At 68.2% G+C, this 14,046-nt stretch carries 13 protein-coding genes; 9 read left to right on the top strand and 4 right to left on the bottom strand.

Annotation, left to right across the window (positions count from 1 at the left end):
* Positions 1-13: 13 nt before the first annotated feature.
* Entirely contained in the window at positions 14-1,537 is a 1,524-nt protein-coding gene (ubiB, locus tag Q1B08_RS07090) for a 2-polyprenylphenol 6-hydroxylase (protein ID WP_299816575.1), read from the bottom strand.
* Positions 1,538-2,302: a bifunctional demethylmenaquinone methyltransferase/2-methoxy-6-polyprenyl-1,4-benzoquinol methylase UbiE gene (gene ubiE, locus Q1B08_RS07085; protein ID WP_299816573.1), complete on the bottom strand. Its 765-nt coding sequence runs from the start codon at positions 2,300-2,302 to the stop codon at positions 1,538-1,540.
* Positions 2,303-2,370: 68 nt separating this feature from the next.
* Between ubiE and mutM the strand changes: the two genes are divergently transcribed.
* The 9 genes from mutM to gyrB all read left to right on the top strand — a co-directional run bounded on the left by mutM (position 2,371) and on the right by gyrB (position 12,005).
* Positions 2,371-3,234 carry a bifunctional DNA-formamidopyrimidine glycosylase/DNA-(apurinic or apyrimidinic site) lyase gene (gene mutM / locus Q1B08_RS07080; RefSeq protein ID WP_299816572.1) on the top strand — a complete coding sequence of 288 codons (864 nt, stop codon included), beginning with the start codon at positions 2,371-2,373 and terminating at the stop codon, positions 3,232-3,234.
* 67 nt (positions 3,235-3,301) lie between these two features.
* Positions 3,302-4,078, top strand: a complete 777-nt coding sequence (locus Q1B08_RS07075) for an enoyl-CoA hydratase-related protein (RefSeq protein ID WP_299816571.1) — start codon at positions 3,302-3,304, stop codon at positions 4,076-4,078.
* Between the two features lie 165 nt (positions 4,079-4,243).
* Positions 4,244-4,510: a 30S ribosomal protein S20 gene (gene rpsT, locus Q1B08_RS07070; RefSeq protein WP_299816570.1), complete on the top strand. Its 267-nt coding sequence runs from the start codon at positions 4,244-4,246 to the stop codon at positions 4,508-4,510.
* A 274-nt stretch (positions 4,511-4,784) separates the two neighbouring features.
* Positions 4,785-5,171 carry a rhodanese-like domain-containing protein gene (locus Q1B08_RS07065; protein WP_299816569.1) on the top strand — a complete coding sequence of 129 codons (387 nt, stop codon included), beginning with the start codon at positions 4,785-4,787 and terminating at the stop codon, positions 5,169-5,171.
* Positions 5,172-5,209: 38 nt separating this feature from the next.
* Positions 5,210-6,553, top strand: a complete 1,344-nt coding sequence (gene dnaA, locus Q1B08_RS07060) for a chromosomal replication initiator protein DnaA (protein WP_299816915.1) — start codon at positions 5,210-5,212, stop codon at positions 6,551-6,553.
* A 324-nt stretch (positions 6,554-6,877) separates the two neighbouring features.
* Positions 6,878-7,996 (top strand): DNA polymerase III subunit beta, encoded by a 1,119-nt coding sequence (gene dnaN / locus Q1B08_RS07055; RefSeq protein ID WP_299816568.1) that lies wholly within the window; start codon positions 6,878-6,880, stop codon positions 7,994-7,996.
* On the top strand, positions 7,989-9,089 hold the full coding sequence (recF, locus tag Q1B08_RS07050) for a DNA replication/repair protein RecF (protein WP_299816567.1): 1,101 nt from the start codon (positions 7,989-7,991) through the stop codon (positions 9,087-9,089). Before dnaN ends, recF begins: the two co-directional genes overlap by 8 nt.
* A complete protein-coding gene (locus Q1B08_RS07045; RefSeq protein ID WP_299816566.1) occupies positions 9,086-9,508 on the top strand; it encodes a VOC family protein in 423 nt (140 codons plus the stop codon). Before recF ends, Q1B08_RS07045 begins: the two co-directional genes overlap by 4 nt.
* Positions 9,509-9,590: 82 nt before the next feature.
* Positions 9,591-12,005, top strand: a complete 2,415-nt coding sequence (gene gyrB, locus Q1B08_RS07040) for a DNA topoisomerase (ATP-hydrolyzing) subunit B (protein WP_299816565.1) — start codon at positions 9,591-9,593, stop codon at positions 12,003-12,005.
* 132 nt (positions 12,006-12,137) lie between these two features.
* On the opposite strand, the gene Q1B08_RS07035 is transcribed toward gyrB, so the two are convergent.
* Both Q1B08_RS07035 and Q1B08_RS07030 read right to left on the bottom strand, forming a co-directional pair.
* Positions 12,138-13,451, bottom strand: coding sequence for a TRAP transporter large permease (locus Q1B08_RS07035; protein WP_299816563.1), 1,314 nt, complete (start codon positions 13,449-13,451; stop codon positions 12,138-12,140).
* Positions 13,448-14,026, bottom strand: a complete 579-nt coding sequence (locus Q1B08_RS07030; RefSeq protein ID WP_299816562.1) for a TRAP transporter small permease — start codon at positions 14,024-14,026, stop codon at positions 13,448-13,450. The genes Q1B08_RS07035 and Q1B08_RS07030 overlap by 4 nt, the downstream gene beginning before the upstream one ends.
* Positions 14,027-14,046: the final 20 nt, after the last annotated feature.

The following is a 14,046-nucleotide window of genomic DNA, read 5'->3' as shown; positions in this document are numbered from 1 at the left end:
GCGGGGGCGCGCCTCAGTACATTGCCGCGACAAGGGCCGCCGCCGCGGTCGTGATGACGCCGGCCACGAACCAGACGGCGCGGTCGCCGCGGCGCGGAGCGCGCGGCACGTCCCGGCCGGGCCGGCGCAGCGCGTCCTCCACCGCACGCGGCAGGTGCGGCCCGAACCGCGCAAGGACGCGCGCGGTCCGGGTGAGATCGCGGGCAAAGGCCTTTGGACCCAGATTTTCCCGGATGTAGCGTTCGACCTCGGGCCGCGCGGCGGTCCAGAGGTTCATGCGCGGATCGAGCGTGCGTGCCACGCCTTCCACCACGACCATCGTGCGCTGCAGCAGGATGAGTTCCGTCCGCGTCTCCATCCCGAAGCGCTCGGTCACCTCGAAGAGATAGGCCAGAAGGCGCCCCATCGAAATCCGGGACGCGTCCATGCCGAAGATCGGCTCCCCCACGGAGCGCAGCGCCTGCGCGAAGAGGTCGATGTCACGGTCGGCAGGCACATAGCCAGCCTCGAAATGGACCTCGGCCACGCGACGGTAATCCTTGCGGATAAAGCCCATGAGGATCTCGGCGTAGACCCGGCGCGTGTACTCGTCGAGGCGCCCCATGATGCCGAAGTCGAGCGCCACGATGTCGCCGTTCGGGGCGACCTTCAGGTTCCCCTGATGCATGTCGGCGTGAAAATAGCCGTCGCGCAGGGCGTGGCGCAGGAACATCGCGACAACGCGTTCGGCGAGGACCACGCGGTCATGGCCGGCGGCGTCGATCGCCGCCACCTCGGACATGCCGATCCCCTCCTCCCAGTCGAGCGTCATCACCGCCCGGCTCGACAGCGTCCATTCGACCTGCGGCACGCGGAAGCCCGCGTCGCGCGCGGTGTTGGCGGCGAACTCGCCCGCGGCGGCGGCCTCCGTGCGCAGATCGAGCTCCTGGCGGACGGTGTTGTCGAAATGACCGATCACAGCCATCGGGCGCAGGCGGCGGGTGGAGGGCGAGAGCCACTCGATCATGCGGGCGGCGAAATAGAAGGCGTCGATATCGCGCCGGAACGCCCGGGCAATGTTGGGCCGCAGGATCTTGACCGCGACCCGGCGTCCGTCGGCAGCCAGTCGGGCCTGATGCACCTGCGCGATGGAGGCCGCGGCGACGGGTCCGGAAAACTCCGAGAAGATCGCCTCGACCGGCGCCTCGAGCTCGGCCTCGACCGTGGCGCGGGCGATCTCGGTCGGGAACGGCGGCAGCTTGTCTTGCAGCACACGGAGCTGCCGCGCGAGGTCATCGCCGACGAAGTCGGGCCGGGTCGAGAGGATCTGGCCGAGCTTGATGTAGCTCGGGCCCAGGGCCGTCACAGCGCGCGTCACCGGCGGCAGGTCCGGGTCGCCTTCATAGCCCAGCCAGCGGAACGGCCAGCCCAGCACGCGGGCGGCGATCCGCAGCTCCCGCGGGGCGCGCATCTGCTCGAGCACGACCTCCATCGCGCCCGTCCGCTCGAACGTGCCCGCCGTGCGGACGAGCCGCCAGATGTTGTGCGGGCCGCGCACCTAAAGCTTCCATCCCGAATGCAGCGCGGCGATCCCGAAGGACAGGTTGCGGTACTTCACGTTGCCGAAGCCCGCATCGACGATCATCGCGGCGAAGCGGTCCTGATCGGGGAACTTGCGGATCGACTCGACAAGATACTGGTAGCTGTGGCGGTCCCCGGCGATGGCCTGCCCCATCCGGGGGATGACGTTGAAGGAATAAAGGTCGTAGGCCCGTTGCAGGAGCGGGTTCGGCAACTGGCTGAACTCGAGCACCATGAGCCGCCCGCCCGGGCGCAGCACGCGATGGGCCTCCGCCAGCGCGTCGCCGATCCGGGTGACGTTCCGGATGCCGAAGCTGATCGTGTAGACGTCGAAGCTCGCATCCGGAAACGGCAGCGCCATCGCGTCGCCCACCACCCAGTCGAGCCGGTCCCCGAGGTTGGCGGCCTCCGCGCGGCCGCGTCCCGAGACGAGCATGCCCTCCGTCATGTCGAAGACCGTGGCCGTGGCCTCCGGCGCGCGGCCGAGGAAACGGAAGGCGATGTCGCCCGTCCCGCCGGCCACGTCGAGGAGCCGCTGCCCCGCGCGGGGGGCGAGCCAGTCGAGCATGGCGTCCTTCCACAAGCGGTGAACACCCATCGACATGGCGTCGTTCATCACGTCGTAGCGCGAGGCGACCGAGGTGAAGACGCCGTGGACACGGCTCGCCTTCTCGTCCTCCGGCACGGTCTCGTTTCCGAAATGCGTCGTGCGTCCGGTGCCGTCGGGCGTGTCTTGCGTCATCGTCTGGCCGTCCTCATCTGTCGGGGTGACTTATAGGGCGCGACCGCCCGCCTGCAACGAAGGCCCCGATGCCCGAGCTTCCCGAAGTCGAAACCGTCCGCCGGGGCCTTGCCCCCGCGCTCGAGGGCGCGCGGCTCGTTTACGTGGACGTGCGGCGCCCGGATCTGCGCTGGCCGTTCCCCGATGGCATGGCCGAGCGCCTTTCGGGTGCGACGATCCGCGCGCTCGGCCGACGGTCGAAATACCTCCTCGCCCATCTCGACACCGGCGAAACGCTGATCGTGCATCTGGGCATGTCGGGGCGGATGGTGGTCGACGACCTTGCGGGCGCGGCAACGCGGCCCGGCGCGTTCCACCGCGATGCCGGATGGCTGCCGCAGCACGACCACGTGGTTCTGCACACCGCGTCGCATCGCGTGACCTTCAACGACGCGCGCCGCTTCGGCGCGATGGATCTCTGGCCCACCGAAGACCTCGAGAACCATTGGCTGATGGCGAAGCTGGGACCGGAGCCGCTGGGCAACGCGTTCCATGCCGACCACCTGATCGCGGCCTTCCGGGGACGCACCACGCCGGTCAAGGCGGCGCTTCTCGACCAGCGGACCGTGGCGGGCCTCGGCAACATCTATGTCTGCGAGGCGCTGCACCGCGCGGGCATCGCGCCGACCCGGCGGGCCGGGCGCATCGCCGCGCGTCGGGTGGCGGACCTCGTCCCCGTGATCCGCGAGGTGCTGGGCGAGGCCATCGCGGCGGGCGGGTCGAGCCTGCGCGACCACCGGCAGGCGGACGGGACATTGGGCTATTTCCAGCACGGCTTCCGCGTCTACGACCGCGAGGGCCATGTCTGCCCCACCCCCGATTGCGGCGGCACCGTACGGCGGATCGTGCAATCCGGCCGCTCCACCTTCCACTGCGCGCGCTGCCAAAGGTGACTTGAACCCGCGGCGCGATCCATGCAGGCGTTGCAGCTTCGAAGCAGTCGCCCCGGGGGAGCGCAGGATGGCTTACGAAACTCTGAAGGTCGACGTGGCGAACCATATCGCCGTGATCCGACTCGACCGTCCCGAGGCGATGAACGCGCTGAGCACCAAGCTTCTGGACGAACTCGCGCGTGCGCTCGGCGCGGCGCAGGCCAACGAGAAGGTGCGCTGCATCCTGCTGACCGGATCGGAGAAGGCCTTCGCCGCCGGCGCCGACATCAACGAAATGGCCGAGAAAAGCTTTGTCGATGTCTTCATGGGCGACATGTACGGAGCCGAAGCGAACGCAATCCGCGCGACGCGCAAGCCCATCATCGCGGCCGTCGCGGGTTACGCGCTCGGCGGGGGCTGCGAACTGGCGATGATGTGCGACTTCATCATCGCCGCCGACACCGCCAAGTTCGGCCAGCCCGAGGTCAATCTCGGGATCGTCGCGGGTATGGGCGGCACGCAGCGGCTGACCCGCGCCGTGGGCAAGGCCAAGTCGATGGACATGCATCTGACGGGGCGGTTCATGGATGCCGGCGAGGCCGAGCGCGCGGGCCTCGTCAGCCGCGTCGTGCCCGCCAAGAAGCTGATGGACGAGGCGCTGTCCGCGGCCGGGAAGATCGCCGAAAAGTCGATGGTCACCGTTGCCGCGATCAAGGAGGCAGTGAACCAGAGCCAGGAGATGGGCCTGAGCGAGGGGCTGCTCCACGAGAAGCGCCTGTTCCACGCCCTTTTCGCGACCGAGGACCGGGCCGAGGGCATGGCCGCCTTCGTCGAGAAGCGTGAGCCTCAGTTCCGCGACAAGTAGCGCCCCGTCGCCAGCGGCCGGAACGGTTGACGCGCCGCGCGCCTGCGGCTAAGGGCCGCCCATCATGCGTGTGAGGCCCGCTCTGGCCGGAATTGGCCCGACGCCTCGAGGCGCGGCAGGTCCTTGCGCGCGATAGAGACACAAAACGCAAGGACCAGACCCGACATGGCCAATTCGCCGCAAGCCAAAAAGCGCGCCCGTCAGAACGAGCGCCGTTTCGCCGTCAACAAAGCCCGCCGCTCGCGCATCCGTACCTATCTCCGGAAGGTCGAGGAGGCGATCGCCTCCGGCGACCAGACCGCCGCCGCCGACGCGCTCCGCACCGCCCAGCCCGAGCTGATGCGCGGCGTCTCGAAGGGTGTGTTCCACCGGAATACGGCTGCCCGGAAGATGTCTCGTCTGTCGAACCGTGTGAAGTCGCTGGGCGAATGATTCCCGGCCGGGCGCAGCGTCCGGCCACAGGTCAAGAGATTCGAGAGCCCGCCGATCGGCGGGCTTTTTTTATTCGTTGGACCAAGACTATACGACGAACGTAAGGGATTTTTGGCACCCTTCGGTTGAGTCAACAACGAAGTGTTGTTGAAGCTTCGAACGACCGGGAGATATTCCAAGGACAGCGAGTCAGATCGCGATGATGGGGATATCGATGAGCACGGACACGGGTCCGCGTGTCTCCGAGGTTGGGCCTCGGGATGCGTGGGAAATATTGTCGAATGACGCCGAAGCCGTTCTGGTCGACGTTCGAACGAAGGCCGAATGGAGCTTCGTGGGGCTTCCAGATCTGTCCGCCCTCGGCCGCGAGGTCGTGTGTCGCGAATGGCAACACTGGCCCGACATGGCCCGCGATCCGGATTTCGCGCCGGGGCTTCTGGACGAGGTCGGGCGCAGCGCATCCCGATATCTCTTCATCTGCCGTTCGGGCATGCGCTCGATGCAGGCCGCGCGGGCCGTCGCGGAGGTCCTGGCGACCGAGGGGCGGCGCGGGGAATGCCTCAACGTGGCAGAGGGATTCGAGGGAGACCTGGATGAAGACGCGCATCGGGGGGGCCTGAACGGATGGAAGGCCCGCGGCCTGGACTGGCGCCAGAGCTGATGATGACGAGACTTGGGGACAATGCGGGGGCCGAAATGATGACGAACGACGCGTGGGACCGGGCGAAGGGCGCGATCCGCAAGGATATCGGGGCGCATAACTACACGACGTGGATCGAGCCGCTGTCCTTCGCATCGCTCGACGAGGGGACGCTGACGCTGGCCTCCCCGACCGATTTCATCGGGAAGTGGGTAATGCAGAACTTCGAGGACGTGATCCTGCGCAACGTCTCGGGCGACGGCACCGAGGTCGCGCGGCTCGTCTGCGGTGCGACCGGGCGGCGGGTCGCGGCCACGTCCCGGCCGACCACGCCCGACGAATCCACGCCCCGTACCCGCGCGCGGACGCTGAACAGCCTCGACCGCCGCTTCACCTTCGACAGCTTCATCGTCGGCAAGTCCAACGAGCTCGCCCATGCCGCCGCCCGCCGCGTCGCCGCCGGCGGTTCCGTCAGCTTCAACCCGCTGTTCCTCCACGGCCGCGTCGGCCTCGGCAAGACGCACCTGATGCAGGCCATCGCCTGGGAGCTTCAGGTGGCCAGCCCCGAACGGAAGGTGATGTACCTGTCGGCCGAGCAGTTCATGTACCGCTTCGTGCAGGCGCTGCGCGAAAAGGCGACGATGGACTTCAAGCACCTGTTCCGCACGGTGGACGTGCTTCTGGTGGACGACGTCCAGTTCATCGCGGGCAAGGACAGCACGCAGGAGGAGTTCTTCCACACGTTCAACGCGCTCGTGGATCAGGGAAAGCAGGTGGTGATCTCCGCCGACCGCAGCCCCGCCGAGATCTCCGACCTCGAGGAGCGGATCACCTCGCGGCTGCAATCGGGGCTGGTGGTGGACCTCCATCCGGCCGATTACGAGCTGCGTCTGGGCGTGCTGCAGCACCGGGTCGACACCTACGCGGCGCAGCACCCGTCCTTCGAGCTCGAGGACGGGGTGATCGAATTCCTCGCGACCCGGATCAACGCCTCGATCCGCGTGCTCGAAGGTGCGGTGATGCGGCTCTTCGCATTCGCGGAGCTCGTCGACCACCGGATCACGCTCGAAGAGGCGCAGGACTGCCTGCTCGACCTCCTGAAGCAGTCCGAGAAGAAGCTGACGATCGAGCAGATCATGAAGATCACCTGCGAGCATTACGCGCTGCGGATGTCCGACATGACCTCCGCGCGGCGGGCACGAAACGTCGCCCGGCCACGACAGATGGCGATGTGGCTCGCCAAGAAGCTGACGCCGCGCAGCTATCCCGAGATCGGGCGCAAGTTCGGCGGGCGCGACCACACCACGGTCCTCTACGCCGTGCGCAAGATCGAGGAGCTGATCGCCGACGACCCTCAGGTCGCCGAGGACGCCCAGCTCCTGCAAAGGAAACTGGAGGGGTGAGCGCCGGTCCGGGCGTAGCCCGGCGATCGGTCCGGTGGACCGATCGAGGCGCGAACGGGCGATAGCCCCGGCCCGAAGGGAGCGCCGGTCCGGCCGTAGCCCGGCGCGAACGGGCGGCGGTCCCGAGCCGAGGCCGCCCCGTTGCCTTTGTTCAGGCAGCGACAGGCGGACCCTTGATCCTCGTCCCGGCCCCGTAGCCCGTCCGGCCCAAGCAAGCCGCCCACGCAATCCCCGCGAACGCGCTGTCGCGTCCTCGACCGCAACAAGACGTTGCACCCGGCCAACTGCCCGTTATTCTGCGCGTCCGATCAGGCGAGGTTTGACATGAAGTTCTCCATCGAGCGCGCCGCGCTTCTCGACGCCGTCAACCAGGCGCAGGCCGTGGTGGAGCGCCGCAACACGATTCCGATCCTCGCCAACGTGCTGATGCAGGCGGAGGGCGACGGGGTGAGCTTCAAGGCCACCGACCTTGACATCGAGGTGATCGACCGCACCGTCGCGCAGGTGGAGCGCGCGGGCGCCACCACCGTCTCCGCCGTGCTGTTCCACGAGATCGTCCGCAAGTTGCCCGACGGCGCGCTGGTGCAGATCAGCGAGGACGCCGCGCAGGGACGGCTCGAGGTAACGGCCGGGCGCTCGCACTTCTCGCTCGCGACGCTGTCGAAGGACGACTTCCCGGTCATGGCCTCGTCGGATTACTCGGTGACCTTTTCCTGCGAGGCGAAGCTGCTGCGCCGCCTGTTCGACAAAACGCGCTTTGCCATCTCCACCGAGGAGACGCGCTACTACCTGAACGGCGTCTACATGCACGTGGCCGAAGCCGAGGGTGGGCGGAGCCTGCGCGCCGTGGCGACGGACGGGCACCGGCTCGCGCGGGTCGACGCCGCCCTGCCCGACGGCGCGGAGGACATGCCCGGCGTGATCGTGCCGCGCAAGACGGTGGATCAGGTCCGCAAGCTCCTGTCCGACGATGACACGAAGATCGAGGTCTCCGTCTCCGAAACCAAGATCCGCTTCGCTACGCCCCAGATCACGCTGACCTCCAAGGTCATCGACGGAACCTTTCCGGACTATGCGCGCGTCATCCCGATGGGCAACACGCGCGAGATGAAGGTCGACGCGAAGGACTTCGCGAAGGCCGTCGACCGGGTGGCGACCGTCTCCTCGGAGCGGTCGCGCGCGGTGAAGCTCGTGCTTGACGAGGACCGGCTGACGCTCTCGGTGAACGCGCCGGATTCCGGCGCCGCCGAGGAAGAGCTGGCCGTGGCCTATGCCGACGAGAAGCTCGAGATCGGCTTCAACGCCAAGTACCTGCAGGAGATCGCCGCGCAGGTCGATCACGAGATGGCCGTGTTCCTGTTCAACAATGCCGGCGACCCGACATTGATGCGGGAAGGCGACGACCAGAGCGCCGTCTACGTCGTCATGCCGATGCGTGTCTGAACCCGCTGCCGACACGGTCGAGACGCTCGCCCTGTCGCATTTCCGCTCGCATCGCCGCACGCGGCTCGCCTTCGACGGACGGCCGGTGGCGATCTTCGGGCCGAACGGCGCGGGCAAGACCAACCTTCTCGAGGCGGTGTCGCTGCTCTCGCCCGGCCGCGGGATGCGACGGGCGGAGGCGGCGGAGATCATCCGGCGGCCGGACCATATCGGCTGGCGCGTCGCCGCCACGCTCGGCGGTCGCGAGGTCGAGCTGCGGGCCGAGCCGGGGCAGCCGCGCACCACCCGGATCGACGGCAAGGCCGCGCCGCAGGTGGCGCTCGCCCGGCTCGCCCGCATTCTCTGGCTCGTCCCCTCTATGGACCGGCTCTGGCTCGAGGGTGCGGAGGGGCGACGGCGGTTTCTCGACCGAATGACGATGAGTTTCCTGCCCGAGCACGGCGAGGGGGTGCTGGTCTACGAAAAGGCCATGCGAGACCGCAACCGCCTGCTGCGCGACGGGGTGCGAAACGCGCATTGGTACGAGGCGCTGGAGGTGCAGATGGCCCGCCACGGCGCGGGGATCCACGCGCGCCGCCGCGATGCGCTGGCGCGTCTCCGCGCGGCGCAGGTCACGGATGGGCCCTTCCCCGCCGCCGACCTGGACCTCACCGATCCGGGCGCGGCGCCTGCGGAAACCGAGGACGACCTCGCCGCCGCCCTTGCCGCCACCCGACCGCACGACATGGGGGCCGGGCGCACCCTCGTCGGCCCGCACCGGGCCGATCTCCTGGCCGTGTATAGCGCGAAGGGGATGGAGGCGCGGCTCTGTTCGACGGGGGAGCAGAAGGCGCTCCTGATATCGCTTGTGCTGGCGAATGCGCGTGCCCTCCGCGCCGAAAGCGGCCGCGTGCCGATCCTGCTCCTCGACGAGGTGGCCGCGCATCTCGATGCCGACCGGCGTGCCGCGCTCTACGACGCACTCCTGACGCTGGGCGCGCAGGCCTTCCTGACGGGAACCGGCCCGGAGTTGTTTGCAGGGATGGGCGACCGGGCGCATCATCTCCGCATCACCGAGGTGGATGGCGACAGCCGGACGGAGGAAGGACCATGAAGGCGGACCGGATCAATCTCGTCACCCTCGGCGTCCGCGACGTCGCCAGGGCGCGCGCCTTTTACGAGCGGCTGGGCTTCGTCGCCGAGGAGAGCCCGCCGAGCGTGGCCTTCTTCGATCTGGGCGGCACGAAGCTCGGCCTCTTCGGGCTTCACGACCTCGCGGCCGAGCAGGGACGGCCGATGGCGGAGCTCGGGCGGGGTGCCGTCACGCTCGCCGTGAACTGGCCGTCGGCAGCCGAGGTCGACGCGGCCTATGACCGGGCGATCCTGGCCGGCGGAACGATGGTGACGCGCCCCGCGAAGATGGATTGGGGTGGCTATTCCGGCTACTGGGCGGACCCGGACGGGCATGTCTGGGAATACGCCCACAACCCGTTCTGGACACTCGACGCGGACGGCCGGCTCGCCCCCGCCTGAAACCACAAAGTATGGTGCGTCCAGCGTGACATTGGCAGTCCGGGACCGTATATGTTGCGGAACTGGACGGAAAGCACACGACATGGCCGAGCACGACACGAAGCCGCAGGAATACGGCGCGGATTCCATCAAGGTCCTGAAGGGCTTGGAGGCGGTCCGCAAGCGTCCGGGCATGTATATCGGCGACACCGATGACGGGTCCGGCCTCCATCACATGGTCTACGAGGTCGTCGACAACGGCATCGACGAGGCGCTGGCCGGTCACGCGACCGAGGTCGGCGTCAAGATCCACGCTGATTCCAGCGTCTCCGTTCGCGACAACGGCCGCGGCATCCCCGTGGGCATCCACGAGGGCGAGGGCGTCTCTGCGGCCGAGGTCATCATGACCCAGCTCCATGCCGGCGGTAAGTTCGACCAGAACTCCTACAAGGTTTCGGGCGGCCTGCACGGCGTGGGCGTCTCGGTCGTGAACGCGCTGTCGGACTGGCTCGAGTTGCGGATCTGGCGGGACGGCAAGGAACACGTCGCGCGCTTCGAGCACGGCGACACGGTCGAGCACCTCTCGGTCGTGGGCGACACTGAGGAAACGGGGACCGAGGTGCGGTTCATGGCCTCGACCGGGACCTTCTCGAACCTCGACTACATCTTCGCCACGCTGGAGAAGCGCTTGCGGGAGCTGGCGTTCCTCAATTCCGGCGTGAAGATCGTGCTGGAGGACGAGCGGCCGGCCGAGGCGCTGCGCACCGAGCTCCTCTACGAGGGCGGCGTGCGCGAGTTCGTCCGCTACATCGACCGCTCCAAGACCCCGGTCATGGACGCGCCCATCTACATGGAGGGTGAGCGCGACGGAATCGGGGTCGAGGTCGCGATGTGGTGGAACGACAGCTACCACGAGACCGTGCTGCCCTTCACCAACAACATCCCGCAGCGCGACGGCGGCAGCCATCTCGCGGGCCTGCGCGGCGCGCTGACGCGGACGATCAACCTTTACGCGCAATCCTCGGGGATCGCGAAGCGCGAGAAGGTGAACTTCACCGGCGACGACGCGCGCGAGGGGCTGACCTGCGTGCTGTCGGTCAAGGTACCCGACCCGAAGTTTTCCTCGCAGACCAAGGACAAGCTCGTCTCCTCCGAGGTGCGTCCCGCGGTAGAGAACCTCGTCAACGAGAAGCTTGCCGAGTGGTTCGAGGAGAACCCGAACGAGGCGCGCCAGATCGTCGGCAAGATCATCGAGGCGGCGCTCGCCCGCGAGGCGGCGCGCAAGGCGCGCGAACTGACCCGCCGAAAGACCGCGATGGACGTGGCCTCGCTCCCCGGAAAGCTCGCCGATTGCCAGGAGAAGGATCCGGCCAAGGCCGAACTCTTCCTGGTCGAGGGCGACAGCGCCGGCGGCTCCGCTAAACAGGGCCGCGCCCGCCAGAACCAGGCCGTGCTGCCGCTCCGGGGCAAGATCCTGAACGTGGAGCGCGCCCGCTTCGACCGGATGCTTTCCTCTCAGGAGATCGGCACGCTCATCACCGCGATGGGCACCGGCATCGGCCGTGACGAGTTCGCGCTCGGCAAGCTGCGCTACCACAAGATCGTCATCATGACCGACGCCGACGTGGACGGCGCGCATATCCGCACGCTGCTGCTGACGTTCTTCTACCGTCAGATGCCGGAGATCATCGAAAGCGGGCACCTCTACATCGCGCAGCCGCCGCTCTACAAGGTCGGCCGCGGCCGGTCGGAGGTCTACCTCAAGGACCAGACCGCGCTCGAGGACTACCTGATCCAGCAGGGCACCGACGGCGCCGTGCTGTGCCTGCCCTCGGGCGAGGAGATCGCGGGCCGCGACCTTGATCGCGTGGTCCAGGCCGCGCGCAACTTCCGCCGTATCCTCGAAGCCTTCCCGACGCATTATCCCCGCCACATCCTGGAGCAGGCGGCGCTCGCCGGCGCGTTCGAGGCCGGTCAGGCCGACGCGGATCTGCAGGGCATCTCCGACGCGGTGGCGACGCGGCTCGACCAGGTCGCCGTCGAGTACGAGCAGGGCTGGCAGGGCCGCATCACGCAGGACCACGGCATCCGCCTCGCGCGGATCCTGCGCGGCGTGGAGGAGGTGCGCACGCTCGACGGCGCCGTTCTGCGCTCCGGCGAAGCGCGCAAGCTGGCCGAGGTTTCGCGCGAGACGGCGGATATCTACCATGACCCGGCGAAGCTCGCCCGAAAGGACCGTTTGACGACGATCCACGGCCCGTCCGACCTTCTGGATGCGATCCTGACGGAGGGGGAGAAGGGCCTGACGATGCAGCGCTACAAGGGTCTGGGCGAAATGAATCCCGACCAACTCTGGGAGACGACGCTCGACCCCGAGGCGCGCACGCTCCTGCAGGTGCGGATCGAGGACATGACCGAGGCCGACGACGTGTTCACCAAACTCATGGGCGACGTGGTGGAGCCGCGGCGCGAGTTCATTCAGGACAATGCACTGTCGGTCGAGAACCTCGATTTCTGAGGCGCACCGAGGACGACCGCCGGGATCGCCATGATCGAGGCGCTCTCCCCGCCGGGCGGCCCCCGAGCGCCCTTCAGGGCCGGGCTACCCTCGCCATGATGCGTGGGGAAACCGGCGTCTCGATCTCCGGCGTCAGTCGATCAGGAACAGCGTGATCGCCGGAAACGCCACGAGCGCGGCGATCCGCACGACGTCCGACGCGACGAAGTAAAGGACCGCGCGATAGGTCGCGAGGATCGGGGTATCCCGCGACATTGCGTTGATCACGAACAGGTTCATGCCGACGGGCGGTGTGATCAGCCCGACCTCTACCACGACGAGGACGAGGATGCCGAACCAGATCGCGACCTGTTCCGGCGTCATCCCGAAGTCGAGCGCCGAAATCACCGGGAAGAAGATCGGGATCGTCAGCAGGATCATCGACAGGGAATCCATCAGGCAGGCGAAGACGAGATAGAAGAGCAGCACGACGAGGAGCACGGTGAGCGGCGCGAAGCCCTGCCCCACCACCCAGGCGGAAAGCTCCTGCGGCACCTGCGTACGGGCCAGGAACCCGTTGTAGATCGCGGCGCCCAGCACGATGAAGAAGATCATCGCCGAAGCCTTGGCCGTGGCCAGGAAGCTTTCCACCAGCGTCCGCCCCGTCAGCCCGCCATTGGCGAGCGCCACGAGCCCGGTGCCGAACGCCCCGACCGCGGCGCCTTCGGTCGGCGTGAAGATGCCGCCATAGATGCCGCCCACGACCGCCACGAAGACCAGAAGCACCGGCCAGACCGCCGCGAGGTGGCGGAACCGCGTCCGCATCGGGATCGGCGGCCGCGTGCCGGCGGCACCGGGGTGGAGCCGCACGAAGATCGCGATCGCCACGGCATAGCCGAGGGCAGCGAGCACGCCCGGCACGAAGGCCGCGAGGAACAGCTTGGCGATGTTCTGCTCCGCGAGGATCGCGTAGATGACCAGCACGACCGAGGGCGGGATCAGGATGCCGAGCGTGCCCCCCGCCGCCAGCGTCGCCGTCGAGAAGCCGCCGTCGTAGCCGTAGCGGCGCAGCTCGGGCAGGGCCACGCGCCCCATCGTCGCCGCCGTGGCGAGCGAGGAGCCGCAGATCGCCCCGAACCCCGCGCAGGCGCCCACGGCCGCCATCGCCATCCCGCCGCGCCGGTGACCGAGGAACCCCTCGGCCGCGCGGAACAGCGCCTGGCTCATGCCGCCCAACGTCGCGAAATGCCCCATCAGCAGGAACATCGGCACGATGGAGAGCGAGTAGGAGGAGAAGGTCGAATAGGTCTCGTTCTTGAGCCGGCTGAACGCCATGTTGTTGCTGCCGGTCACGAGCCACAGGCCCCCCACGCCCGCGACGAACATGGCGAGTCCGATGGGCATCCGCAGGAAGATCAGGAGCATCAGCGCGGGGAAGCTCCAGAGCCCGATCTCGAAATCGCTCACCACCTGTCCCCGTCCGCCGGCAGGATCGTCTGCCCCGTCGCCAGCTCGACCAGACGCAGCACGGCGACATGGATCGCGACCAGCGCCGCCACGACGGCGCCCGTCAAGGCGGCGGCATAGGCCCACCAGATCGGGAACTGGATCAGGTAGGTGGTCTCCCCGTAGCGCATCTTGGCCTCGGTCCCGAGCCAGAGCTGCCAAGCGACGAGGATCAGGACACCCGCGAAGACCCCGGACCAGAGAAAGCCGAGCACGCGGTTCGCCCCCGGCCCCATCCGCGCCGTGAAGACGTCGACCGACGCATGGGCGCCCCGGAGCTGCGTGATCGGCAGAAAGGCGAAGATCGCGAAGGCCATGCCCGCCTCGATCAACTCGAAGTCGCCGTCGATCGGTCCGATGCCAAGGTCGAGCAGCGCCGCCGCCAGCGCGGTCCCGGCGAGCGGATCGGTGTAGAGGAGGCCGCTCAGGAACCGCCCGGCAATGGAAAGGCAGGTCATCACGACGAGGCCCCCCAGGACGAGGCCGCCGAGGATCGCCATGATCCGGGCCAGCGCGTCGACAAGGCGGGTCAGCATCGCGGTGCGTCCTGCATGGA

The organism is uncultured Jannaschia sp., assembly GCF_947494025.1.
Lineage (GTDB): Bacteria > Pseudomonadota > Alphaproteobacteria > Rhodobacterales > Rhodobacteraceae > Jannaschia.
Note: the sequence above shows the minus strand (reverse complement) of the source record. Positions and strands in the feature narration are given on the sequence as shown.